The 22,856-nt window shown below is 41.8% G+C and carries 24 protein-coding genes and 1 tRNA gene; 14 read left to right on the forward strand and 11 right to left on the reverse strand.

The features are described from left to right. Positions 1-8: 8 nt before the first annotated feature. Genes CHB71_RS00765 through CHB71_RS00780 form a run of 4 tightly spaced genes read right to left on the reverse strand, consistent with a single transcriptional unit; the run spans position 9 to position 5,375 of the window. Entirely contained in the window at positions 9-1,103 is a 1,095-nt protein-coding gene (locus CHB71_RS00765) for a prolipoprotein diacylglyceryl transferase (protein WP_089354971.1), read from the reverse strand. Positions 1,104-1,155: 52 nt separating this feature from the next. Then, positions 1,156-2,613, reverse strand: coding sequence for a TrkH family potassium uptake protein (locus CHB71_RS00770; protein WP_089354972.1), 1,458 nt, complete (start codon positions 2,611-2,613; stop codon positions 1,156-1,158). A gap of 2 nt (positions 2,614-2,615) precedes the next feature. After that, on the reverse strand, positions 2,616-3,956 hold the full coding sequence (gene trkA, locus CHB71_RS00775; protein WP_089354973.1) for a Trk system potassium transporter TrkA: 1,341 nt from the start codon (positions 3,954-3,956) through the stop codon (positions 2,616-2,618). A 60-nt stretch (positions 3,957-4,016) separates the two neighbouring features. Next, a complete protein-coding gene (locus tag CHB71_RS00780) occupies positions 4,017-5,375 on the reverse strand; it encodes an alanine/glycine:cation symporter family protein (RefSeq protein WP_179213270.1) in 1,359 nt (452 codons plus the stop codon). A gap of 112 nt (positions 5,376-5,487) precedes the next feature. On the opposite strand from CHB71_RS00780, the gene CHB71_RS00785 reads away from it, so the two are divergent. Then, a complete protein-coding gene (locus CHB71_RS00785; RefSeq protein WP_089354974.1) occupies positions 5,488-6,249 on the forward strand; it encodes an alpha/beta fold hydrolase in 762 nt (253 codons plus the stop codon). On the opposite strand, the gene CHB71_RS00790 is transcribed toward CHB71_RS00785, so the two are convergent. After that, positions 6,242-6,448 (reverse strand): DUF2905 domain-containing protein, encoded by a 207-nt coding sequence (locus CHB71_RS00790; protein WP_221406655.1) that lies wholly within the window; start codon positions 6,446-6,448, stop codon positions 6,242-6,244. The genes CHB71_RS00785 and CHB71_RS00790 overlap by 8 nt on opposite strands. Here CHB71_RS00790 and CHB71_RS00795 point away from each other — a divergent pair, their 5' ends adjacent. From CHB71_RS00795 to CHB71_RS00815, 5 genes are read left to right on the forward strand one after another with little or no spacing between them, the layout of a single operon-like run. Then, positions 6,449-7,159, forward strand: coding sequence for an SAM-dependent methyltransferase (locus tag CHB71_RS00795; RefSeq protein ID WP_089354976.1), 711 nt, complete (start codon positions 6,449-6,451; stop codon positions 7,157-7,159). 51 nt (positions 7,160-7,210) lie between these two features. Further along, positions 7,211-8,464: a methionine adenosyltransferase gene (gene metK / locus CHB71_RS00800; RefSeq protein WP_089354977.1), complete on the forward strand. Its 1,254-nt coding sequence runs from the start codon at positions 7,211-7,213 to the stop codon at positions 8,462-8,464. Between the two features lie 2 nt (positions 8,465-8,466). Continuing rightward, complete coding sequence (locus CHB71_RS00805; protein ID WP_221406656.1) at positions 8,467-8,883, forward strand: nuclear transport factor 2 family protein; 417 nt, start codon at positions 8,467-8,469, stop codon at positions 8,881-8,883. Further along, a complete protein-coding gene (locus tag CHB71_RS00810; protein ID WP_089354979.1) occupies positions 8,880-9,599 on the forward strand; it encodes a DJ-1/PfpI family protein in 720 nt (239 codons plus the stop codon). Before CHB71_RS00805 ends, CHB71_RS00810 begins: the two co-directional genes overlap by 4 nt. A gap of 50 nt (positions 9,600-9,649) precedes the next feature. Beyond that, on the forward strand, positions 9,650-10,108 hold the full coding sequence (locus CHB71_RS00815) for a hypothetical protein (RefSeq protein WP_089354980.1): 459 nt from the start codon (positions 9,650-9,652) through the stop codon (positions 10,106-10,108). Here the strand turns inward: CHB71_RS00815 and CHB71_RS00820 are convergent, their stop codons facing one another. After that, positions 10,109-10,786, reverse strand: coding sequence for an SDR family NAD(P)-dependent oxidoreductase (locus tag CHB71_RS00820; protein ID WP_179213271.1), 678 nt, complete (start codon positions 10,784-10,786; stop codon positions 10,109-10,111). A gap of 52 nt (positions 10,787-10,838) precedes the next feature. Between CHB71_RS00820 and CHB71_RS00825 the strand changes: the two genes are divergently transcribed. Further along, positions 10,839-12,008: a hypothetical protein gene (locus CHB71_RS00825; RefSeq protein WP_089354982.1), complete on the forward strand. Its 1,170-nt coding sequence runs from the start codon at positions 10,839-10,841 to the stop codon at positions 12,006-12,008. A gap of 194 nt (positions 12,009-12,202) precedes the next feature. Here CHB71_RS00825 and CHB71_RS18910 read toward each other — a convergent pair whose 3' ends face one another. Next, the gene (locus CHB71_RS18910) at positions 12,203-12,523 is read right to left on the reverse strand and encodes a DUF4442 domain-containing protein (protein ID WP_221406657.1); all 321 of its coding nucleotides are present in this window, start codon (positions 12,521-12,523) and stop codon (positions 12,203-12,205) included. Between the two features lie 211 nt (positions 12,524-12,734). On the opposite strand from CHB71_RS18910, the gene CHB71_RS00835 reads away from it, so the two are divergent. From CHB71_RS00835 to CHB71_RS00855, 5 genes are all read left to right on the forward strand, one after another. Then, positions 12,735-13,286, forward strand: coding sequence for a hypothetical protein (locus tag CHB71_RS00835; protein WP_144017284.1), 552 nt, complete (start codon positions 12,735-12,737; stop codon positions 13,284-13,286). Positions 13,287-13,558: 272 nt separating this feature from the next. Further along, the gene (locus CHB71_RS00840) at positions 13,559-13,747 is read left to right on the forward strand and encodes a hypothetical protein (protein ID WP_089354984.1); all 189 of its coding nucleotides are present in this window, start codon (positions 13,559-13,561) and stop codon (positions 13,745-13,747) included. Then, the gene (locus CHB71_RS00845; RefSeq protein WP_089354985.1) at positions 13,735-14,040 is read left to right on the forward strand and encodes a type II toxin-antitoxin system RelE/ParE family toxin; all 306 of its coding nucleotides are present in this window, start codon (positions 13,735-13,737) and stop codon (positions 14,038-14,040) included. Before CHB71_RS00840 ends, CHB71_RS00845 begins: the two co-directional genes overlap by 13 nt. 253 nt (positions 14,041-14,293) lie before the next feature. After that, positions 14,294-14,815 (forward strand): hypothetical protein, encoded by a 522-nt coding sequence (locus CHB71_RS00850; RefSeq protein WP_089354986.1) that lies wholly within the window; start codon positions 14,294-14,296, stop codon positions 14,813-14,815. A gap of 221 nt (positions 14,816-15,036) precedes the next feature. Beyond that, complete coding sequence (locus CHB71_RS00855; RefSeq protein ID WP_144017285.1) at positions 15,037-15,234, forward strand: hypothetical protein; 198 nt, start codon at positions 15,037-15,039, stop codon at positions 15,232-15,234. A gap of 115 nt (positions 15,235-15,349) precedes the next feature. On the opposite strand, the gene CHB71_RS00860 is transcribed toward CHB71_RS00855, so the two are convergent. From CHB71_RS00860 to CHB71_RS00870, 3 genes are all read right to left on the reverse strand, one after another. Continuing rightward, positions 15,350-15,425: transfer RNA gene (locus tag CHB71_RS00860), tRNA-His, on the reverse strand. A 65-nt stretch (positions 15,426-15,490) separates the two neighbouring features. Next, positions 15,491-16,825, reverse strand: a complete 1,335-nt coding sequence (locus CHB71_RS00865) for a dihydroorotase (RefSeq protein WP_089354988.1) — start codon at positions 16,823-16,825, stop codon at positions 15,491-15,493. Between the two features lie 334 nt (positions 16,826-17,159). Next, positions 17,160-18,581, reverse strand: coding sequence for a M28 family peptidase (locus CHB71_RS00870; protein ID WP_089354989.1), 1,422 nt, complete (start codon positions 18,579-18,581; stop codon positions 17,160-17,162). Positions 18,582-18,728: 147 nt separating this feature from the next. Between CHB71_RS00870 and gcvP the strand changes: the two genes are divergently transcribed. Continuing rightward, on the forward strand, positions 18,729-21,608 hold the full coding sequence (gene gcvP, locus CHB71_RS00875; protein WP_089354990.1) for an aminomethyl-transferring glycine dehydrogenase: 2,880 nt from the start codon (positions 18,729-18,731) through the stop codon (positions 21,606-21,608). Then, on the forward strand, positions 21,605-22,360 hold the full coding sequence (locus CHB71_RS00880; protein WP_089354991.1) for a hypothetical protein: 756 nt from the start codon (positions 21,605-21,607) through the stop codon (positions 22,358-22,360). The genes gcvP and CHB71_RS00880 overlap by 4 nt, the downstream gene beginning before the upstream one ends. 1 nt (position 22,361) lies before the next feature. On the opposite strand, the gene CHB71_RS00885 is transcribed toward CHB71_RS00880, so the two are convergent. Next, complete coding sequence (locus tag CHB71_RS00885) at positions 22,362-22,856, reverse strand: hypothetical protein (RefSeq protein WP_089354992.1); 495 nt, start codon at positions 22,854-22,856, stop codon at positions 22,362-22,364.

The raw sequence follows: 22,856 nt of genomic DNA on the forward strand, positions 1-22,856 counted from the left end.
TCCCTTTTTTATTTAAAGTCAGACATTTTTCGATCTTGCTGAAAGACCCAAACCATTAAGATAATTCCAGCGATCGTTAAAGGAATACTCAGTATCTGACCCATATTCAAAGCCAGGTTTTCTTCAAATGCTTCCTGGTTCATTTTGAAGTATTCATCAACAAACCGTAGAGACCATAGTACAATCATGAAAAGAGCAAAATTGAATCCCTGAGGGAGCACTTCACGTCTTTTGCTCCAAAGCAAGTACAGCACGATCATTAAAACAACACAGTACAACGCTTCATAAAGCTGAGCGGCATGTCGAACTTTTCCTAAAGCTGATATTTCTACAATCTCTTTTCCATCCCTTTCGTAGTTTTTGTAAATAAGTGGGCCTTCTCCAAAATCAACGTGTTCATTCACTTCTCCATATCGATCAAGTGTGCTTTTCAATTGATTCTCAACGAACAGTTTGTCTTTCATTTCAAAATCATAACCTCGACGATACTCAATAAATGCAGTCATAGGAACAACTCCAGCCTGGTCACTTTGCAAATCTCCACCCTGCTCAAACCAAACATCATCAACATCTTCTGAATAATTGAGCACATCGTAAGTAGCTCGTGCATAAACAACTCCCGTATTTGAGTTGGTGAGTGTGCCTTCCATCTCCGAATTGAAAAGGTTTCCGGTCCGAATCATTGCACCTGTAAGAGCTACTACAATTACCAACCTATCCAGCACCCATAGATATCTGTAATTATATTTTTTACAGAAGAGATAAATGGCTACCAAAATGCCCAGCGCACCCCCATGACTTGCCAGTCCGCCTTCCCAGATCATTAATATTTTAACAGGATTGGATAGATAATATTCCGGATTGTAGAATAGACAATGACCCAACCGGGCACCTATGATAGTCGCGGCAACCATATAGCCTGTAACTCGCTCTACATCTTTTTCAGGTCTTCCTTCAGTTTTGAAAATCCGAAAAAAGACTTGCTGAGATAACAGGAATCCGAGCGCGAACAATACACCGTACCATCGTGGTGCATAATCTGTAAAGGGAATCGTAAAAATGGCCGGATCTACGGTCCAGATGATATAGCTCAGCGTGTTCATTCAATCAAAATTTGCTCAGGGTGCCAAAGATGACTCAATCTTGTGAAAGCCTTTAGACTTTTCTCCAGAAATATGGGGTAAAGAGAATTAGCACTGTAAATAGTTCCAGCCTTCCAAGGAGCATCATGAAAGACAAAATCCATTTTACACCCATGGGTAAATGGGCGAAATTATCAACCGGACCAACATCACCAATTCCCGGACCAATGTTCCCTAATGTAGTTGCCACAGCTCCCAGTGAGGTGTTGAAATCTATTCCAAAGGAAGAAACTGCGATCGCTCCGAAACACATAACCAAAATGTAGATCATAATAAAGGCAAGCACATTAAAGGTGATATCTCTACTTACTGACTTTCCATTAAATCGTACAGGAATAATTGCAGATGGATGAAGAATTCGTTTCAGCTCTAACAAACTGTTCTTGATCAATAGAATGTGTCTCACTAGCTTGACTCCTCCTGCAGTAGACCCGGCAGATCCTCCAGCGAACATGAGAAGAAAGAACATCACTGTAAGAAAAGAAGTCCATGCTGTGTAATCATGGGTCACATATCCTGTAGTAGTAACGACTGAAACCACCTGAAAGAGCGCATCTCTGATCGATTTCTCAAATGTGTCATGGCCAAGGTTGAAAATAATCAGACCTACTATCAATGAAGCTCCCAGGCAAAAGATGAAGTAAAAACGAAACTCTTCATTTCTTAATACTTTTCTAAACTGTCCGTGCAAGCCAAAGTAGGTCATAGTAAAATTGGTGCCGGCTAAAAACATGAATGCAATGATCACATATTGAATATATGGATCCTGGTAATAGGCAATACTTGCGTTCTTCGTTGAGAACCCACCTGTCGCCATGGTAGTCAAGCTATGATTAATGGCGTCATAAAAATCCATTCCGCCAAACCATAGCAAAACCAACTCAGTTAAAGTAAGGCCACAATAGATAATCCAAAGGCGTTTTGCGGTTTCCTTGATTCGTGGTTGTAGTTTGTCTGGTGAAATCCCCGGTGCTTCTGCAACAAAGAGCTGCATTCCTCCAATTCCTAAAAGGGGAAGAATGGCGACCGTCAACACGATGATACCCATCCCGCCAATCCATTGTGTTAAGCTTCTCCAAAACAGAATGCCTTTATCTACAGACTCGATATCTGTTAATACAGTAGCTCCGGTTGTAGAGAAGCCCGAAAGAGTCTCAAAAAAAGCGTTGGTTAAATCGGGTATAGCACCACTAAAAATATAGGGGAGGCAACCAAAAAATGACATAGAAAGCCACCCCAGTGTTACAATCAGGTATCCGTCTTTTTTTCTGAGGTCATTGCTCTCAAGGTTTCTGGTGAGTAGAAAAAGCAAAGCACCAACTCCAATGGCAATAAAACCAGAGCCAATCAGAGCCATATGATCACCTTCTCCGTAATAAAAACTAAAAGGCAAGCATGTCAGCATAAACGCCCCATTGATGAGGAGCAGAATACCAATGACTTTTAGAATTACCTTGTAGTTAAACTGCATATCTACTTAAAGAAACTCTCCACTTTGCGGATGCATTCCGGCTTAGACAAAACTACCACTCGGTCTTTTGTTTCAAATTCAAAGTTTCCTTGCACCGCAATTCCCTTTCCTTTCCTAATTACCCCTCCAACAATAGCGGTCTTAGGAAAGTCCATGTCCTTAAGTGGTTTTTGCATGATCTTGGATTTTTCGCCAAGCTCAAACTCCAAAATTTCTGCATCCACACCATGAATACCTGCAATGTTTAGCACCTCACCCTTTCTAATGTATCTGAAAATGAAACTAGCTGCTATCAGCTTTTTATTGATGAGTGTATCGATTCCGATGCTTTGCGAAAGGTGGATGTAATCGACATTTTCTACCAGAGCAATCGTTTTCCTTACGCCTTGATTCTTGGCAAGCAGAGATGCCATAATATTTGTCTCGGAATTTTCTGTCAAAGCGACAAAGGCATCCATCCGGTCAATGCTTTCCTCTTTTAAAAGGTTGATGTCTCTACCATCTCCATTGATGATCATGGTATCAGGCAATTCATCCACAAGGTGCAGGCATTTTTCCTTATCCGCTTCGATGAGCTTGATGTTGTACTTTTTGCTCAGCAGCTTTGCGGTGTTTATTCCCACCTTACTAGCCCCTAGTATCATCAGGTTTTTGATTTCGAAGCTCTCTTTTCCTGCAAGGGCAGTTACCCGATCTATTCCATCAGGTTGGGCTATGAAATAAGCATGATCTCCATTCTGGAACTTATTTTCTCCATATGGAATGATCGTTTTGTCATCCCGGAGAATAGCTACCGTGGTGAAGCTATGATCAGGGTTTAGGTATGCTGTTTCCGTTAATGTCTTTCCGAATAGTTCTGAGTCTTCATCAATCGTGATCCCTACAAGCGAGAGCACTCCTTTCTCAAATTCGAAAGTATCTGTTAAGGCTGATTGTTTTAAAAGCCGTTTGATCTCTCTTGCAGCTAATGAAGCCGGCGAGATAATTTCATCTATTCCAACATTACTAAGGTTTAGTTCCTCCCGGGAGTGTAAAAGCTCAACATTGGATATACGAGCGATGGTCTTTTTCGCACCAAGGCTCTTGCCTAAAATGCAAGTCGTAATGTTTGTTTCCTGGATGGAGGTTACTGCTATCAGCAAATCCGCCTTGCCAATATTTGCTTCTTTTAAAACCCTTGGTGATGTCGAACTTCCCCTAACGGTGTTCACATCCAGATGCTGGGATACATATTCCAGCACTGTGGAATTTGAATCAATGATTACGATATCCTGCTCCTCTGCCGTTAAAAGCTTTGCCAAATGGAAACCCATTTCGCCGGCCCCTGCTATTACAATTCTCATTCTATCTTAATGATAATGAGGTGCAAAGATATTGTATGTAAGTACCAGCATTCCAAATGATTACGAATTATATACTTCATTAAAATACTTCTTGGTGGCGTGCATCACTTTAGGTGCCAACACAATGGCTGAAATCATAGTTGGTACGGCCATCAGTCCATATGCTACAAAAACAAGGTTAACTACATCGGTTAGTGACGCTACCGAACCGACCAACACAAGACCAATGTACCAGTAATAAAAGTACTTACCATACTTAGCTCCTATCAAAAACGATAAACATTTCTGTCCATAGTACGCTAATCCAAAAATGGTGGTGATTGCAAAGACCATCACACAAATCATCAGAATATATGGCCCAAATCCGGGTAGACTAACAGCAAATGCTTTTGCTGTCATCACTATTCCGTCAGCTTCACCGCTATTCCATACTCCGGTGATTAGTATGCAAAGACCAGTCATTGTACACACAATGATAGTATCTATTGCAGGGCCCAACATCGCTACAAGCCCTTCTCGTACTGGTTCCTTTGTTTTTGCTGCTCCATGCATCAATGGCGCCATACCGATTCCGGCTTCATTAGAAAAAGCCGCTCTTTTTGCCCCTTCAACAATCACAGCACCGACAGCCCCACCAAGTACGGCCTTAGCAGTAAAAGCATCTTCAATAATGAAAAGGAAAGAAGGGGTAACCTCAGAAGCATTCGTGATCATAATGACCAGAACGCTTACCACAAACAACACGACCATAAATGGAACCAGCTTTGAAGCTACATTTCCGATTCGCTTGATGCCTCCAAGTATAACTATCGCGACGATAATCGCTATCACAATACCAATAGTCAAATTGACGGTGAAAGATTCCTGTACTCCGGCTGGTATTAGGATTACATTCTTAAAAACAGCCACCATCTGATTGGTTTGGAAAACAGGCGTAGCTCCAAAAAATCCAGCCACACAGAAAAACCCAGCCAGTGGCATCCATTTTTTTCCCATGGCTTCTCGTATCACGTACATGGGCCCTCCTTGCACATTCCCTTCCGAATCTTTGCCCCTAAACTGTACAGCAAGCGTGCAAGTAAAAAATTTTGTTGCCATTCCAATGAAGGCACTCACCCACATCCAAAACATAGCACCAGGTCCACCAGCTGCTATTGCCAGTGCCACCCCGCTGATATTTCCCATGCCAATGGTCGCGGCAAGTGCTCCGGATAATGCCTGAAAGTGACTAATCTCACCGGGATCGTTTGGATCGTCGTACTTCCCTCGCAAGACATTGATCGCATGACGGAGGTATCGGAAAGGAAGAAATCGTGAATATACGAGGAGAAAAAAACCTCCTCCAAGGAGTAAGATCAAAAGTGGCGGACCCCAAATGAAGTTCACCGCATTTGATAAAAACGTGCTAATTGAGTTCATAAAGCCCGTGAAGGTAATATGTATCTTTGATCCAAATAGGTTTTGTTCTTAATGAAATGAACAAATTGACCATTTTCGACATTCTAATGTCCTACATTTTCAAAATTTTGAAATGAAACTAAATTTTAGAACATTGGGTGAGGGCGAACCCCTCATCATTATGCATGGAGTATTTGGCTCCTCTGACAATTGGCAAACACTGGGAAAGGTCTTTGCAGAAAACTTTAAGGTCTACCTCGTGGACCTCCGAAACCATGGCAATTCGCCTCACAGCGATGAGTTTGATTACGATGTGATGGTAAAGGATGTAGTGGAGTTAATGGATGACGAAGGGTTGCCAAAAGCTCTTATCCTTGGACATTCAATGGGTGGCAAGGTAGCAATGCATTTAGCCACTGAGCATTCTGAAAAAGTAGATAAATTAATTGTGGTTGATATTGCTCCTAAGTATTACCCTCCTCATCACCAGCAAATTTTTGACGGGTTTCATTCAGTAGATTTAGATAATCTTGAAAACAGAAAGGATGCGGATGAACAAATGTCAAAAGTGATTGCCAATATGGGCGTCCGACAGTTCATTCTCAAAAACCTGGACCGAAAAAAGGATGGTTCATTCGCCTGGAAACTGAATGTTGATGCGATCCAGAAAGCAATCGAAAAAGTCGGTGAGGGTATTGAGGGAAGTGTGAGTTTTGAAGGTGTGACTCTATTTATCGCCGGAGGTAAATCAGATTACATCACTGAATCAGATCATGATTTGATTCGGGAGCACTTTCCAAAAGCTGTAATTGCAACGGTAAAAGATGCCGGTCATTGGGTACACGCGGAGAAGCCGAAGGAACTAGGTGAAATGGTAATGGAGTTTCTCACCTGACTTTATTCCACAAATACCCCACAAGCATCAAAAGCAAACTGATTACAATGCAGGTGGTTATTGGAAAGTAAAATGTGAAATTCTCTTTTTCAATTCGAATATCTCCGGGCAAGCGTCCCAAAGGAATATTGGGAGCAAATTCTAAAATTGCCCCGATGACAACAAGTACCAATCCAATTAAAATCAATATTTTGCCCATATGAGTCAAGGTAAACTGTTTCTTATTCCCACCTATCTATCAACGGATAACGATGCGTCTTTTGTTTCCCCAATGGTAACTGAAGTGCTTCAAAACACGAAGCATTTTTTCGTTGAAAATGTTCGTACAGCCAGGAGGTTTATCAGCAGTTTAAAGGCAGGTATTACCATTGATGAACTGGAGTTTAATATTCTGGATAAGAAATCAAACTGGGATCAGATGTACCCATTGTTTGAACCTCTTCGAAATGGAGAAGACATGGGGGTAATCTCTGAGGCCGGTGTTCCCTGTCTTGCCGATCCCGGGAACCTAGCGGTAAGCTTTGCACATCAAACAAACATCCAGGTCGTCCCAATGCCCGGCACTTCCTCTATACAGATGGCGCTTATTGCTTCCGGTTTTAATGGGCAAAAATTTACGTTTCATGGGTACTTACCCATTGACAGAAATCCGAGACAGCAAAAAATCCGTGAGCTGGAGAAGCTGAGCCAGTCAGGCTATACACAGCTTTTCATGGAGACGCCCTACCGAAATCAACAACTCATTAAAGATATCCTCAAGACTTGCAGGCCGGATACTTTGCTAAGCATTGCTGCAGATATCTCAGGTTCTACAGAAAAAATCCTTACTCAGCCCGTTTCAAAGTGGCAAAAAACAGACATTCAAATACATAAAATTCCGGCCATTTTTAGTTTTGGACAATTCCCCTGATGGAGTTCCCCGAATCTTCTAAATTTGCCGACCAATTCAAACGATATATAGATGCCCTATTTATTTACTTCAGAGTCCGTAAGCGAAGGACACCCGGATAAAATTGCTGATCAGATTTCCGATTCATTGCTTGATCATTTCCTCGCATTTGACCCGGATAGCAAGGTGGCGTGTGAAACACTGGTAACAACCGGGCTGGTTACGCTTGCCGGTGAAGTAAAAACGACAGCTTATGTGGATGTCCAGAATATCGCCAGAGATGTAATCAACAGAATCGGTTATACCAAAGGTGAATACATGTTCGACGGAAATTCCTGCGGGGTGATATCTGCTATCCATGAACAATCACCGGATATTAATCAGGGAGTAGATCGAGACTCGGAAGATGAGCAGGGTGCCGGTGATCAGGGAATGATGTTTGGATATGCCACCACAGAGACGGACAATTACATGCCGTTAGCTCTTAATATCTCCCACAGCATTTTGATGGAGCTTGCGGCCATTCGAAAAGAAGGCAAAGAGATGACATATTTAAGACCAGATGCCAAGTCTCAGGTCACAATAGAATATGATGACAATAACCACCCGGTTCGAATTGATGCCGTTGTGGTATCAACTCAGCATGATGAGTTTGACAATGAAGACAACATGCTGAAAAAAATCAAGCAGGATGTGATAAACATTCTCATTCCTCGTGTGATTGCTAAAATGAAGCCAGAAAATCAGGAGCTATTCAATGATCAGATCAAATATCACATCAACCCAACCGGGAAGTTTGTGATCGGCGGACCCCATGGAGATGCAGGACTCACAGGTAGAAAAATTATCGTAGACACTTATGGCGGAAAAGGCGCTCATGGCGGTGGCGCTTTCTCTGGAAAAGATCCATCTAAAGTAGATCGTTCTGCTGCATATGCTACCCGTCATATTGCTAAAAACCTTGTTGCTGCCGGTGTAGCGAATGAGGTCCTTGTTCAGGTTTCATACGCAATCGGAGTAGCTGAGCCTATGGGTATTTATGTAAATACGTACGGTACTGCTAATGTGGATATGAATGATGGCGAGATAGCTAAGATCGTGGAGAAAATCTTCGATATGCGTCCTGCTTACATCATCAAGCGTTTGAAACTAAAAGAGCCTATCTACTCAGAATCTGCTGCATACGGACATATGGGTAGGGCCCCTGAAGTAAAGCAGGTGATCTTTAAAGGGAACGGTGGTGATGAGGTAAAGAAAGTGGTGGAAACATTCACCTGGGAAAAGCTGGATTATGTGGATCAGGTGAAAGAAGCTTTCAAGCTGTAATCATGAATGAACTGCTGAGCAGCTGGCATGAGGTCGTAAAACATCATGACGCGAAGTTGCTCAAGACAATTCTTGATAAAGATGCCGTTTTCTTTTCTCCCATTCTATTTAAGCCCCAAAAGGGACGTAAAAAGGTGATGATTTACCTGCTCTCGGCAGCTAAAATGTTTAAAGACGCCCAATTCCATTACGTCAAAGAAATAGTTGGCGAGCGAGATGCTATGTTGGAGTTCAATGCCATAATTGACGGAATTCACATCGATGGAGTTGACATCATTACCTGGAATGAAGAGCATAAAATCACCGAATTCAAAGTCATGATTCGTCCAAGTAAGGCTATTGAAAAAGTGGGAGAGAAAATGATGGCTCATCTACAGGACATGAGCCTTTGGGATAAAATTAAACTGAAACTTTCATGAGACTATCAAGCATCGCTTTCATCCTGATTTTTTTTGGCTCCTGCCAAAAGCAGGAAAAAAAACCACCCATTGAAATAGCGCCTGTGGCAGAAGGTCAGTCATTTAATGCCGCTTTTCTTATGATTGACGGGGTATATAATTCAGAGCTAATGGCTCCTTTCGACATTTTTCAGCACACTATTTTCCATACTGATGGAGGCATCAACGTATTTACTGTTGCAGAAATAATGGATACCATTACCTCTTTTGAAGGGCTGAGGTTGCTGCCGGATTATTCATTTGATAGCAAAGACATTCCAAACATTGACATTCTAGTAGTCCCAAGTGCGGAACACAACATGGATACGGACCTTGAAAATGAGGTTTTAATCAATTGGGTGAATGAAATTGGCGATAAGGCTGATTATGTGATGTCTTTATGTGATGGTGCATTCGTTCTTGCAAAAGCGGGCCTGGTTGAAGGTAAAGAATCCACTACTTTCCCAACAGACATTGGAAAATATAAGGAAACCTTTCCTTCGTTAACCGTTCATGAAAACGTTTCATTTGTTCATCACGACAACTTGCTTACTTCTGCCGGCGGAGCTAAATCATATGACGTAGCTCTCTATCTTGTCCATCACCTTTACGGTGATCTGGTCGCCAAGGGGGTTGGGCGAGGCTTAGTCATTGATTGGGATATCAATGATTATGCATTTGTGAAAGTAGATAAATAATTCAACCCATCGCTTAAATCTCGTGTCTTACCATTGAATAATTTGAAGCTATGAGAAAAGTAATAATCGTTCTGTTTTTTTGGATTTTGATCATAGGTTGTGGAAACAGTGACTGCATAAGTGCATCTTGCATTGCACCACCCGAGGGGACATTTAACTCCAGCGAATATAACATTGCCATATTCCCGCTAATTGAAAGTACCGGAAACCAGCAAGCACGAACTCAATCTGATAGAATGGACTCTGTCATTGTTCATTCGGATCAGGATATTGTGGTTAGGGAGTTCTACACCTGGGTGGCCATTCCAAAGCCGGAAAATGTGACCTCATTCACTTTATATGTTGGAGAAGATAGCTTTGAAGTGAGTGGGTTTTTGCCAAGCCTGACAGAAGACTTAAAAGGATACCTGATTGGATTTTTGAATGAAGACGAAAGCATCAAGATGGTAGGAGAGCAGGCCTCTGAAGATCTGATTAATGGCGTTTGCAACGACACCATAAATTGCTAGCTACCACTGAATCTCTTTTTTGTCTCTGAAGAACTTTCCTCCAGGGATCTCCTCTTCAGTCGCTAGCCATACTGCTGTTTCTGCTCCTTTTTCAACAGGGCGGTGTGCGCCAGAGCCACCCATATCTGTTCTGACCCAACCAGGACACATCGCGTTGACTTTAACGCTTGATCCTACCTGCGAATGTGCCATTATTGTAAGTGCATTCAGCGCAGCTTTAGAAATACGATATGCCGGATGATCCCCTCTCAAGTCCTCGATGGCACCCATTCCGCTTGATATATTGATGATTCGTCCGTTATCCGATTTTTGTAAAAGTGACGATAGTTCTTGTATAAGCCTCCAGGGACCATAAACGTTCGTTTGAATGGTTTGCTGAACTACATCCAGGTCAGCATTTATCACGTCCATGCCATTATCCTTCAGTATCGCTGCGTTGTTAATCAAAACGTCTAATGCCCCTACTTCCTTATTGAATTTAGCCGTAAACTGGTAGATGCTTTCTTTATTTGATACATCTAGTTGCATAAAATGCGCCCCTACTTCCTTTGCAGCTTCATGGCCTTTCTCTGGTGATCTTGCCGTGAGCGTGACATCATGACCCAAATCCACCAGTTGTTTACAGACTTCTCTTCCAATTCCTCGATTTCCGCCCGTTACTATGATCCTTTTTTTCATTTCTTTCAGGTTTAAAGGCTATCAATGTTTTATTTGCCAAAAAAAACCATCGATGCATATCATTGAAGTTACCGATAAGAAAACCGCCAGGGAGTTTCTACAGTTCCCCATCCGGCTTTACAAGAACGAGCCCAACTGGATTCGCCCGCTAGACAAGGACATCAATGGTGTTTTTGATCCAAAAGTGAATAAGTTCTTCAGAAACGGAGAATGCACACGGTGGGTATTGAGGAATGAACAGCGAAAAACGATTGGTAGAATAGCTGCTTTCATAAATAAGAAAACTGTAAACAAAGACAATGACCAGCCAACCGGTGGTGTCGGGTTTTTCGAATGCATTGATGATCAGGAAGCTGCTAACCTCCTGTTTGATACAGGCAAAAAATGGCTAGAAGCAAAAGGCATAGAGGCCATGGATGGTCCAATCAATTTTGGAGATCGTGACACCTGGTGGGGGTTGCTGGTAGATGGGTTTGACCGACCGCCAAACTATCAATGCAATTACCATTTTCCCTATTATCAAAAACTATTTGAAGCCTATGGCTTTCAGGTTTACTTCAAGCAATTCACGTTTGGAAGACAAGTGATGGATCCGCTAAGTGACCGTCTTTATGAGAAAGCAGCGGTTGCTCAAAAAGATGCGGATTACACCTTCCGACATATCGAGAAGAAGAAACTAAAAAAATACGCTGAAGATTTTAGAACAGTCTACAATGATGCATGGGCACGTCATCCGGGTGTAGCGGAGATGTCTTCACTTCAGGCTAATGCCATTATCAAGAAAATGAAGCCGATCATGGATGAAAAAATCATGTGGTTTGGGTACCATAAAGATCAGCCGGTTGGTTTCTATATCAATATTCCGGAATTGAATCAGGTTTTCAAGCATGTGAACGGTAAGCTTGATCTCATTGGAAAATTGAAATTCCTTTATCACAAAATCAGAAAGACCAATAAAAAAATGATTGGGTTGGTGTTTGGCATTTCGCCTGAACATCAGGGCAAAGGTGTAGATGGAGCACTTATCATGGCGATCAGGGATGTGGTACAGGAAACGTATACACGTTACGAGCAGTTAGAAATGAACTGGATTGGGGATTTTAACCCGAAGATGATCAAAGTGGTGGAGCAGGTTGGAGGCGATGTGGTGAAGACACATCATACCTATAGATACCTGTTTGACAGAACAAAGGAGTTTAAAAGGATGCCGATTAAGAATTAAGATTTAGCTTTTTTCTTTTCCTTATAAAACTCCTTATCCGCCACATATATCGTTTTTTCAATCTCGCAAAAGACTTTACCTTCTTTGCTTTTTATCTGAACTATTTTCGTGAGATCGACTTCTTTCTTTTTGGATATATCAGCTTTCAGGTTGGATATCTCTTCTTGTGTAAACTCGAAAACAACATAGGCATTTTAATTGGCTGGTCGCTTGAATTTAACCATGGAGGATTTGTCCCAAACCACATATTCTCTACCTAAAAGTTGAATCAATTGCACCATGTAAATGGGATCGGTGGCCGAAAATAGACTTCCGCCAAAAATGGTCCCGACGTAATTTTTGTTCTTGTACGAAAGTGGAATTTTGACTTCTATTCTGCTCAGGTCTTTTGTTACTGAGGTAATTCTTCCTGTCGTTCTGCGATACATCGGAGACTTATTGAAGAACCATTTAAACAAAATATGGGCGTATCTGCTAAAGTATTTATTAGAGATACGAGAAAGAAACTGATACATGACACCAATTTAAGAGTGAACTAACAATTCATCCTACTAAATCGACAGTTCAGTCAATCTATTTTTTGAGTTGAAGGTTTTTCGCTTTGAATTGCTTAAAAAAGCGATGCACACGTTTCTGATCTTCTCTCATGTTTTTTGCGGTGGCACAGTTCTGCTGCTGGGCCTGATTCAGTTTTTGAATCGTAAAGGTTCAGCGAATCATATTCTGATGGGTAGAATCTATGTTGGAGCCATGTGGTGGATTTGTTTAAGTGCATGGACAATCATTTCCTTTTATAGATTCAGCGCTTTTCTTATGGTCATTGCTGTGCTTACTTTCCATGCATCATTTGTTGGCGTTCGAATACTCAGACGTAAAAAGGAAGGTTCAGAAAAATGGTATGATTGGGCAGTAAGTATTGTAACGCTTCTTTTTGGGATCGGGATTATCATTTACGGAGGGCATCTATACTTCAATACTCCCAATACCATTCTGGCATTTCTCTGTGTGCTGTTTGGGGTTTTTACCAGCTTAAATGCGACGCAGGACTTAAGGTTTTTTATACGTAAACCGGAAGTGGAGAAAGGCTGGTGGATCAAACAACACATTGGTGCAATGGGTGGATCATACATTGCAGCTATCACCGCTTTTGCTGTTCAGAATCCTAACATTTTTATGCCCGGTAGTTCCTATCAGTGGTTGTTGTGGATACTTCCGGGAGTAATAGGAACTCCCATTGTCTCATTGATGTCAAAAAAGTGGGTGAGGAAATTAGCTTAGAACAGATAAACCCCGCTATACCGAATGTGTAATCTCGCATAGCTGCAAATTCTCACAAAGCATGAAGAAAGTCATCCAGCCACTCATTGCAATAGGACAACCGCCATGCCTTTCTAAAGAGGTGTGAGAGATATTGTGTAGTTTTATTGCACATATAAGTGGATATAGTGCATAAAGTGTGCTATAGCCGGTTGTTACCTTCCATCGCAAGCCAGATCAAAATTCATTCTTAACAGAACGGAAACAGAATGACATTCGTTAATTTAGTTACCATGGAAACAAAGCTCAAAGAACATTTAATTCAAATTGCCGGTAGGTTAACACCTGAGTCAACTTTGGAGGACGTGTATGAACAGCTCTCCTTGCTGGCTGACATAGAACTATCTGAACAACAAGAACAAAGTGGTCAGATATTAACTCAATCTGAAGTTGAACAGCAATCTAAAGAATGGCTAAAGTAATTTGGACCAAAAGAGCTTTCGGTCAACTCGAACGTAATATCAAATACATCAAAGAAGAGCAAGGGAATTCATATGCAGAAACTGTACTTGACAAAATTCTCAGTTCAACTGCACTTTTAGAAGGAACTCCCAAAATGGGAAGAGTTGAACCTCTTCTTGAACATAAGAAATCAGAGTATCGCTTCATAGTTGTTTGGAGCTACAAGATAATTTATCGAGTTGCGTCAGATCATGTAACAATTTCGAGAGTCTTCCACACATCAAGAAATCCTAACAAGCTTAAAGGAGTCTAGAACAGAAGGTAACAAACGCTAGCGATGCAGATGTCAGGCTGCTACTAGCAAGTATCGCAGGAACACACCGCTCCCCTTCCCTTCTGTGACTTACTGTGCGTGGAAGAACTGTGGGCAATTCTAGCGGATGTCCGGGTTAACGCAGTACTTTGTAGATAGCGTTGTGCGTGTGGTTCAGGTTCGCTAGTTTTATCAGAAATTGCTTAGTTCGGGACATCCGCCCGCTAGCTGAGCGTTATGCTTAACCTCTCCTATGAGCTACTTTTTTATCGCAATAGCAGTTTCTCTCGTTTTAGGTTTATTAAAATACAACTCATCAAAAACAATTGATCTTGATTCAGCAAGTGAATTAAGATTGAGTAAATTTTATTGGTATTTTGGCATTGGTTGTGTTTTAATCGCTGTAATCAGCTCAGTCACTGTGGTAGTATCAAATGAGAAAGATGTGTGGATCAGTGTTCTTTTTATACTGGGCTTTTTTGGTGGTTTAGGCCTAATAATCGCGATGATCTACCAAAACCATAGAATAAAAATCGAGGATGACACTTTAACTGTCCTCAGTTTTTGGAAAGTGGCTAAAACTGTGAAATGGAACGAAATAAAGTCCATTGCCTTTAATCCTGTTTCTGGATATATAAAGTTCCACGGACCTATTGACACTCTTAAAATCCACTTCCATATAGTTGGACTTGTCGACCTACTTGAGCTTGCCGACAGACAAACAAACGGACTAACAGACCAAATTCAAACAGTTCGCAATAAGCTAAATATATAGATAAGCATACATACGATATGGTCGCATGGCCTTACTTAGTCATCTGCCAAGTTTCTGCAAAATATCCCGCTATCTGCCTGCCGGCAAAGGCAGGCTTTGAATGCACTGGCAGATTCGCAAATTTCATCGCAATTAATTAAGCTCTGAGGTCACAGCATTTTACCTCAGCGTTAGAGAGTATGGGGGAACTAATCTTCGACAGAATTCTTCGTATCTTAATTATGAGTACCGTTGAACTTAAATCAAACCTTCATCAACTAATTGATGACATTCAGAACACAAAACTTCTGGAATCTCTCCACGATCTTCTATCTGAAAGCAAAAACGCAAAAGCAGGAACTCTCTGGAACAGCCTAACTGAGAGTCAAAGAAATGAAGTAATGGTGCTTATGAAGAATCTGAGAGCCCCCAAAACCTAACTGTACACTCAGAAATTCTTAGAAAATATAAATGAGAATATACCACAATGGATCAATTCAGGAGGTCTATAAACAAAAAAGCAGTCACATTTCTGCAACTGCTTTCCATTCTTAGGGGTGAAAGACCGGATTCGAACCGGCGACCTCCTGAACCACAATCAGGCGTTCTAACCAACTGAACTACAATCACCATATATTTTCAGATTTCTCTGAAAAGGAGTGCAAAGGTAATACCCCTTATGAAATCTACAAACGATTATTTCCGATCAAATTTTAATCGCTGGCCAAGTTTACTTTCGTCTAGCTCTCCATCTGTGTAAGCGAGGTGACCGGATACAAAGGTTTTCTCAATGGACGACTTAAATGTATGCCCATCAAACGGTGACCACCCGCACTTTGCCCGAATGTTTCCTTTGTCAACAGTCCATGGCTTATCCAGGTCTACCAAAACTAAATCTGCCTTGTAGCCTTCACGGATGTAACCACGCTCTTTTACATCGAAACACTCCGCTACCGCATGGCACATTTTTTCAGCAATGCGCTCCAATGAAATTTTACCCTGATGATAAAAGTCCAGCATGGCTACCAGCGTGTGTTGGATTAGCGGACCACCGGATGGTGCTTTCATATATGGGTTTTGCTTCTCTTCCAGTGTGTGAGGCGCATGATCTGTTGCAATCACATCGATGCGGTCATCCAATAGAGCCTTCCATATCTGATCTCTATCCTCAGCTGACTTAACTGCTGGATTCCACTTAATAAAAGCTCCCTTTTCATCATAATCTGCATCGCTAAACCACAAGTGATGGATGCATGCTTCTGAAGTAATTCTCTTTTGACCTAATGGAATTTCATTCGTGAAGAGGTTGGTTTCTTTCCCGGTGGAAATGTGTAAGATGTGCAATCGTGCGTCATTCTTCTTCGCCAACTCAACCGCCTTTGAGGAGGACAAATAGCAGGCCTCCTCATTTCGAATGACCGGGTGATATTTGAATGGGATATTATCTCCGTATTCTGCAACAAACTTTTCTGTATTGGCCCGAATGGTAGCTTCATCTTCACAATGAGTAGCAATGAGAATGGGGGCATTTCTAAAAATATTCTCAAGCGTTTCCTGATCATCCACCAACATGTTCCCGGTAGATGAACCCATAAATATTTTGATGCCACATACTGAAGCTGGATCTGTTTTCAGCACTTCATCGAGGTTAGTATTCGTGCTACCCATGTAGAATGAATAATTGGCAAGCGAATTCTTAGCACCAATTTGATATTTCGCCTCCAACAATTCCTGGGTAATTGTTTGTGGATTTACATTGGGCATTTCCATAAAAGATGTGACCCCTCCTGCAACGGCGGCTCTTGATTCTGTGAATATGTTTCCTTTATGCGTCAGACCCGGCTCTCTAAAGTGCACCTGATCATCAATCACTCCGGGGAAAAGATGAAGCCCTTTTCCGTCAATCACTTTATGTTTCCCATCCACACTTAGGGCAGTACCAATCTTTTCAATTCGGTCATCCTTTATAAGGATGTCACCTGTTTTTATCTGACCCTCATTCACAATACTGACCTCTTTAATTAAAAGCATATATAATTTTTTTTATTTTAAATATGATTATCCTGGAAACTATGGCTTATATCAAGCAAAGAATAAATCTAAATTAGCCATTAAACCCTGAATTAAAGGAAATAAAAAAAGAGCCTAAAAGAGCTCTTACATTATGATTTACCACAAAAAAAGATGTTTATAAGCCGCTTTAACAATTTTTTTGAGTCAATTTTTTTAAGGAAACCATATTAAATAATTATACTTGTATTAGAAAGATGGATTTTTTAGTCTTTCTTTCCATAGCTGGTTGAAAAGATCTTGTGGGGCGAATGCCCCACAATGATCAATTTCCTTCCCAACTTTCCGGCAATCACTAATCCACTTTTATTCTTTCCTCCCTATTTGCGATTTCCCATGCGGTATGGAAAATAAGCTTTGCTCTTTTTTCCATGGTAGCAAAATCGATCTTTTCAATCGTGTCTGTTGGCTTATGATAATCAGCATGTGTCCCATTAAAATAGAAAATGATTGGCACATTGTTTTTTGCGAAATTGTAGTGATCTGATCGATAGTAGAACCTGTTGGGGTCATTCTCATCGTTATACGTATAATCCAACTCCAGCTTAGTATACGTTTTATTCATGTTTTCAGATAGCTCATGAAGCTCCGTTGAAAGCTTGTCTGAGCCAATCAGGTAGATGTAGTCTGAATTGTCCGAGTGAGCATCATCCACACGACCAACCATATCAATATTCAGGTTAGCGACCGTATTTTCGAGTGGGAATATTGGATCCGTATCTGTATAGTATTGCGAACCAAGAAGTCCTTTTTCTTCCCCGGTCACTGTCATGAAAAGCACACTTCTTTTTGGTCCTTTCTTTTTATCGGCGGCCGAAGCAAAAGCCTCTGCAATTTCTAACACGGTCACTGTTCCTGATCCGTCATCATCTGCTCCATTGTGAATTTCTCCATTAATAATTCCCACATGATCATAGTGAGAAGTGACTACTAAAACTTCATCCGGTTTCTCACTGCCTTTTAGGAAGCCTAATACGTTTTCTGTTCCAACTGGCTTGTCCAGGTAATCCGCATTAAAGATTAGTTCAGACTTATCACCGGCTTTTATTTCTTCAAAAGATTTTCCAAACATCCAGGCGGCCAATTCTTTGCCCCCAATTATCATCTTGTCTGCTTCATTGTCCCGGTCTCCCAGAGTTAAGCCCGCCTGTTTAAGATATGGTCCAAAGCGAGTTAGCACTGAGCTGAATTCGTCTTCGTTTGTCAGAAAAACTATGAACCCAAGCGCGCCATCTTCTTTGGCCTTTTCAGCTCTTTCTTGCAATCCACCAAGCTTATCCGTAGTGTAAGCCACATAAGAACCATCAATATCCTGCGTACCTTCATCATCACCCATTACAACATTGATGTACTCCTCACCCATTGTTTCAGCCTTTGAGTAGTAAATGAAATCTTCGAAACCAATTTTCTTGTCTTCCTCTTTTCTGAAGTAAACCGATCCTATCGCAGATTGAGTCAGGTTAAAGCTTTGAAAGTATGAACCATCGACAGGAGCTTCAAGCCCTAAAGATTTGAAATGATTCGCGATATACTCTGCAGCCATTTTTTGTCCTTTCTCACCAGTTTCTCTTCCTTCGTACTCATCGGAAGCTAAAACTGAAAGGTGTTCTTTTAGGTCGCTATCAGTGATTGTTTTAGCGTACTTAATGGCTGTTTTGTCCTGGGCCATTAGTCCGAAGGCCACCACTAAGCCTATTGCGTAAGTTAATTTTTTCATTTTGATATAACGTATTAAAAATCAGGGCCTAAAAGTAAAGGATTTTAGAACGGGTAAACCAAATAATTACATAAGTGGTTTGCTGATAAAAGACTTTTTGTAGTGATGCTACTGACGTAAATTTGCGGCCTCTAAAGAAACCCTCTGATGAAAATAAACCTGAACGATCGAGTTGAGTTTGAAAGAAGACACAATGGGCCTTCTGAAAGTGAAGTCTCATCTATGCTTGACACCATTGGTCTTAAGAACATTGATGACCTAATTAATGAGGCCATCCCCGCTCCCATTTTAAAGAAAAAGGCACTGAACCTTCCTCCGTCGCTCAATGAGTTTGAATACCTCAACCGAATGCAGAAGGTAGCGGATAAGAATAAAGTCTTTAGGTCATTTATTGGTCAGGGATACTACAACTGCGTTGTGCCAACGGTGATTCAGCGAAATATCATGGAAAATCCCGGCTGGTATACTGCATACACACCGTATCAGGCTGAAATAGCACAGGGAAGATTGGAAGCTTTAATAAATTTCCAGACCATGGTCATTGACCTGACGGGAATGGAAATTGCAAATGCTTCCTTGCTTGATGAAGGAACTGCTGCTGCGGAGGCTATGTCTATGCTTTACGGACTTAGAAAAGGAGATAAAAAATCATCAAATAAGTTCCTTGTTGATGAGGAGGTTTTTCCTCAAACATTGGATGTATTAAAGACAAGGGCTCTGCCGTTCGGAATTGAGTTGGAAGTGGTTGATCTGGCAGATGCAGATCTATCCTCTCCTGAGATATTCGGTGTATTCTTCCAATACCCGAACAACTCTGGCTCTGTTAGAGATTGGTCAGCGATTGTCTCGGCTGCTCAGGAAAATCAGGTTTTCACCGCATGTGCGTCTGACTTGCTTGCCCTCACTTTGCTGACTGCTCCTGGTGAATGGGGTACTGATGTGGTGGTTGGAACTTCACAACGATTTGGAGTGCCGATGGGCTATGGCGGACCTCACGCAGCATTCTTCGCTACAAAAGAAGCCTACAAGCGGTCGATACCAGGCAGGATTATAGGGGCATCAAAAGATGCACATGGAAATGATGCATACCGCATGGCTCTACAAACCCGAGAACAGCACATCAAAAGGGAGCGCGCAACCTCAAACATCTGTACTTCACAGGTTCTTTTAGCGGTAATGGCCGGAATGTACGCGGTATATCATGGAGCAAAAGGATTGAAGCAAATTGGTGCACGTACCCATGGTTTGGCTAAAGAAACTGCAAATACCATTGCACAGTACGGATTTGAAAATCAGAACACGTATTTCTTTGATACGCTCAGAATTCAGCTGGATTCAGACCAAATAGTACATCTAAGAAAATTAAGTCATAAAAGTGAAATCAACTTTCGATACTTTGATGATGGAGTAGGCATCTCGTTTGATGAGTCTCATACAGTAAATGATGCCAACGAGGTGGTCAAACTTTTTGCCCGACTTGGCAATGCCTTTGAAGCTCCGATCGTCGAAGATTTTGAAGTGGAATATCCCTCTTCTTTAATGCGATCTACCCCGTACCTTGAACATCCAATTTTCAATCAGTATCATTCAGAGCATGAGCTTCTGAGATATATGAAGCGTTTGGAGAATAAGGATCTTTCGCTTGTTCATTCCATGATCTCTCTGGGATCATGTACCATGAAATTGAACGCAACCACTGAAATGATTCCGGTAACCTGGCCTGAGTTTGCAAACATTCACCCGTTTGCTCCAAAAGAGCAGGCTGAAGGGTACGGCATCTTAATCAACGAATTGCACGATTGGCTTGTGGAAATTACCGGCTTTCACTCTGTGTCATTTCAGCCAAACTCCGGAGCTCAAGGTGAGTACGCTGGATTAATGGTTATTAAATCTTACCTGGAGGGTACAGGACAGCCTAACCGAAATGTGGCCCTTATCCCATCATCAGCACATGGAACCAACCCGGCAAGTGCAGTAATGGCGGGCATGCGAGTGGTGATAGTCAAGTGTGATGAAAATGGAAACATTGATGTAGACGATCTCAGAGAAAAGGCTGAAGCCAACAAAGATGTGCTTGCTGCGCTTTTGGTTACATACCCATCCACACATGGTGTGTTTGAAGAGGCAATCATTGAAATCTGTAATATCATTCACGAAAATGGTGGACAGGTGTATATGGATGGTGCCAACATGAATGCTCAGGTGGGCCTAACATCTCCCGGGATTATTGGTGCGGATGTATGCCACCTGAATCTTCACAAAACATTTTGTATCCCTCACGGGGGAGGTGGGCCAGGCATGGGGCCAATTGGAGTTGCAGAGCATCTGACTCCTTATCTACCGGGACATACCACTGAGCATAACAGCAACCCTGCTGTGTCAGCAGCGGCATATGGAAGTGCCAGCATTCTTCCAATTTCACATGGATATATTGCAATGATGGGAGCAGGTGGACTAACGAACGCAACCAAAATGGCTATTCTCAATGCAAATTACATCGCAGCTCGCCTGAAAGAACATTACCCAGTGCTCTATGCAAATGACAAAGGAAGGAATGCACATGAGTTGATTATTGACTGCCGTCAGTTTAAAAAATCCGGAATAGAGGTAGAAGACCTGGCCAAACGACTTATTGATTATGGCTTCCATGCCCCTACAGTTTCTTTCCCCGTTCCCGGCACTATGATGATCGAGCCGACCGAAAGTGAAGTTCAGGAAGAGCTTGATCGATTTTGTGATGCCATGATCGCGATCCGTCAAGAGATCCAGGAGGTCATTGATGGGATTGCAGACGCAAAAGACAACCCTTTGAAAAATGCGCCTCACTCGTATAAAGTATTAGTAGCTGAGGAGTGGAAGTACCCTTACTCTCGCGAAAAAGCCGGATTCCCGGCTGAGTATGTAAGAGAGAATAAATTCTGGCCTGCAGTGAGTCGGGTTGATAGTGCATATGGAGATAGAAACCTCGTGTGTAGTTGTCTTCCCCTTGATGTTTATGAGGAGCAGGAGGAAGAAGTAGAGGCATGAAAAAGCTGATTTTATTAGCTTTCTTAGGGCTTTCGATCAGTGGTTTTTCGCAGATTCGGTTTTATGGGCAAGTCGGAATGACAATTTCTACTTTTGATAGAGACCTGATGCAGGAATATGGCTTTATCGAGTATCGTCAATTTTTGATTGATGAAGGAGTAAACGCTTCTTCTCCTGCTACGAATTCTGTAAGACCAGGAGGAATGATCGGGCTGGAAATGGATATCCTCCTAGATAAAACATCGTTCGTAAAAACCGGAATTAAGTATACGAATGGGGGTGATGGGTATTTTTTTAAAACTCCGGATATCCAATACCAGCAGTATTACGGATTGGTCTCTACAGATGCACGGTTTAAGTTTCGTCCACGCCTTGATTATATAGCGGTCCCGGTTAACTATGGAAAAATATTGGGTGATTTTTCTGTTTATGGCGGGGTAACACCGCATATCAATGTAGCTAGCGCTCTGCGTGTTAATTATTTTGAGGTGGATAACCCTTCTCGGGTACAAGAGAAGTGGGAAAGAGAAGACGACCTTCTGACAGCTGCAAATAATGTCTATTTTTTAAACGTGGGGGCTAATTATATTGCTCCAGCCTTCGACCTTGACTATGTGATGAGTTTAAATTTTAGCTATTCGCTCAACCCGGTTTATGACCATCCTGGTGCCGTTGCACAAATCAACAGCGCACATCTGTGGTTAATTGAGCTTGCATTCGGCTTCACCATTTCAACGGAAGAGTTGCGTTGATTCAATTGCATAGTCTTATCTCGAAAGATCCTTCTACCTTATTTGTTTCATCTAGCACTGCTTGCAGATATCCGATGATAACCTGGTTTTCAATCGCGTAGATTTCCATAAAGCCACTTTGCGCGGTAAGGTTTTCTGAGGTCGAAATCTCAAAGGAAACCTGAACCTGATTGTCATCTAATGCCTGAGGTGCAACAAAAAAACTACCTAAAGAAGGCTTAAAAATGGCCTTGACATGAGCAAGGGACGGTGATGGTAGCGTACAAGGATCTTGGACACTTTCCTTTGATGACAGGAAGCGTGCCCGATATCTGAGATCAGAAGAAATTAGGTACCCATTCGCTGATTTATAACTCCAGTCTTCATTGTCTATTTTACCTTCCAGTTGATTGGGCGGCAATTGAATCTCATCCCCCCCACATCCGGCCAAAAAGATTAAACCAAGGAAAATCAAATAGAAAGATTTTCTATTTTTAAGGATTACACCTAATCGCAT

The sequence above is a fragment of the Ekhidna lutea genome, assembly GCF_900188325.1.
Lineage (GTDB): Bacteria > Bacteroidota > Bacteroidia > Cytophagales > Cyclobacteriaceae > Ekhidna > Ekhidna lutea.

Coding starts and splice junctions, on each gene's coding strand:
- CHB71_RS18910 (WP_221406657.1), bottom strand. CDS start 12,523: ATGTATCAGTTTCTTTCTCGTATCTCTAATAAATACTTTAGCAGATAC.
- CHB71_RS00855 (WP_144017285.1), top strand. CDS start 15,037: ATGAGTACCGTTGAACTTAAATCAAACCTTCATCAACTAATTGATGAC.
- gcvP (WP_089354990.1), top strand. CDS start 18,729: ATGAAAATAAACCTGAACGATCGAGTTGAGTTTGAAAGAAGACACAAT.
- trkA (WP_089354973.1), bottom strand. CDS start 3,956: ATGAGAATTGTAATAGCAGGGGCCGGCGAAATGGGTTTCCATTTGGCA.
- CHB71_RS00790 (WP_221406655.1), bottom strand. CDS start 6,448: ATGGGCAAAATATTGATTTTAATTGGATTGGTACTTGTTGTCATCGGG.
- CHB71_RS00825 (WP_089354982.1), top strand. CDS start 10,839: ATGCATATCATTGAAGTTACCGATAAGAAAACCGCCAGGGAGTTTCTA.
- CHB71_RS00795 (WP_089354976.1), top strand. CDS start 6,449: ATGAGTCAAGGTAAACTGTTTCTTATTCCCACCTATCTATCAACGGAT.
- CHB71_RS00885 (WP_089354992.1), bottom strand. CDS start 22,856: ATGCGATTAGGTGTAATCCTTAAAAATAGAAAATCTTTCTATTTGATT.
- CHB71_RS00880 (WP_089354991.1), top strand. CDS start 21,605: ATGAAAAAGCTGATTTTATTAGCTTTCTTAGGGCTTTCGATCAGTGGT.
- CHB71_RS00850 (WP_089354986.1), top strand. CDS start 14,294: ATGAGCTACTTTTTTATCGCAATAGCAGTTTCTCTCGTTTTAGGTTTA.
- CHB71_RS00870 (WP_089354989.1), bottom strand. CDS start 18,581: ATGAAAAAATTAACTTACGCAATAGGCTTAGTGGTGGCCTTCGGACTA.
- CHB71_RS00780 (WP_179213270.1), bottom strand. CDS start 5,375: ATGAACTCAATTAGCACGTTTTTATCAAATGCGGTGAACTTCATTTGG.
- CHB71_RS00865 (WP_089354988.1), bottom strand. CDS start 16,825: ATGCTTTTAATTAAAGAGGTCAGTATTGTGAATGAGGGTCAGATAAAA.
- CHB71_RS00820 (WP_179213271.1), bottom strand. CDS start 10,786: ATGAAAAAAAGGATCATAGTAACGGGCGGAAATCGAGGAATTGGAAGA.
- CHB71_RS00805 (WP_221406656.1), top strand. CDS start 8,467: ATGAATGAACTGCTGAGCAGCTGGCATGAGGTCGTAAAACATCATGAC.
- CHB71_RS00840 (WP_089354984.1), top strand. CDS start 13,559: ATGGAAACAAAGCTCAAAGAACATTTAATTCAAATTGCCGGTAGGTTA.
- CHB71_RS00785 (WP_089354974.1), top strand. CDS start 5,488: ATGAAACTAAATTTTAGAACATTGGGTGAGGGCGAACCCCTCATCATT.
- CHB71_RS00845 (WP_089354985.1), top strand. CDS start 13,735: ATGGCTAAAGTAATTTGGACCAAAAGAGCTTTCGGTCAACTCGAACGT.
- CHB71_RS00770 (WP_089354972.1), bottom strand. CDS start 2,613: ATGCAGTTTAACTACAAGGTAATTCTAAAAGTCATTGGTATTCTGCTC.
- CHB71_RS00765 (WP_089354971.1), bottom strand. CDS start 1,103: ATGAACACGCTGAGCTATATCATCTGGACCGTAGATCCGGCCATTTTT.
- CHB71_RS00835 (WP_144017284.1), top strand. CDS start 12,735: ATGGGTAGAATCTATGTTGGAGCCATGTGGTGGATTTGTTTAAGTGCA.
- CHB71_RS00810 (WP_089354979.1), top strand. CDS start 8,880: ATGAGACTATCAAGCATCGCTTTCATCCTGATTTTTTTTGGCTCCTGC.
- metK (WP_089354977.1), top strand. CDS start 7,211: ATGCCCTATTTATTTACTTCAGAGTCCGTAAGCGAAGGACACCCGGAT.
- CHB71_RS00815 (WP_089354980.1), top strand. CDS start 9,650: ATGAGAAAAGTAATAATCGTTCTGTTTTTTTGGATTTTGATCATAGGT.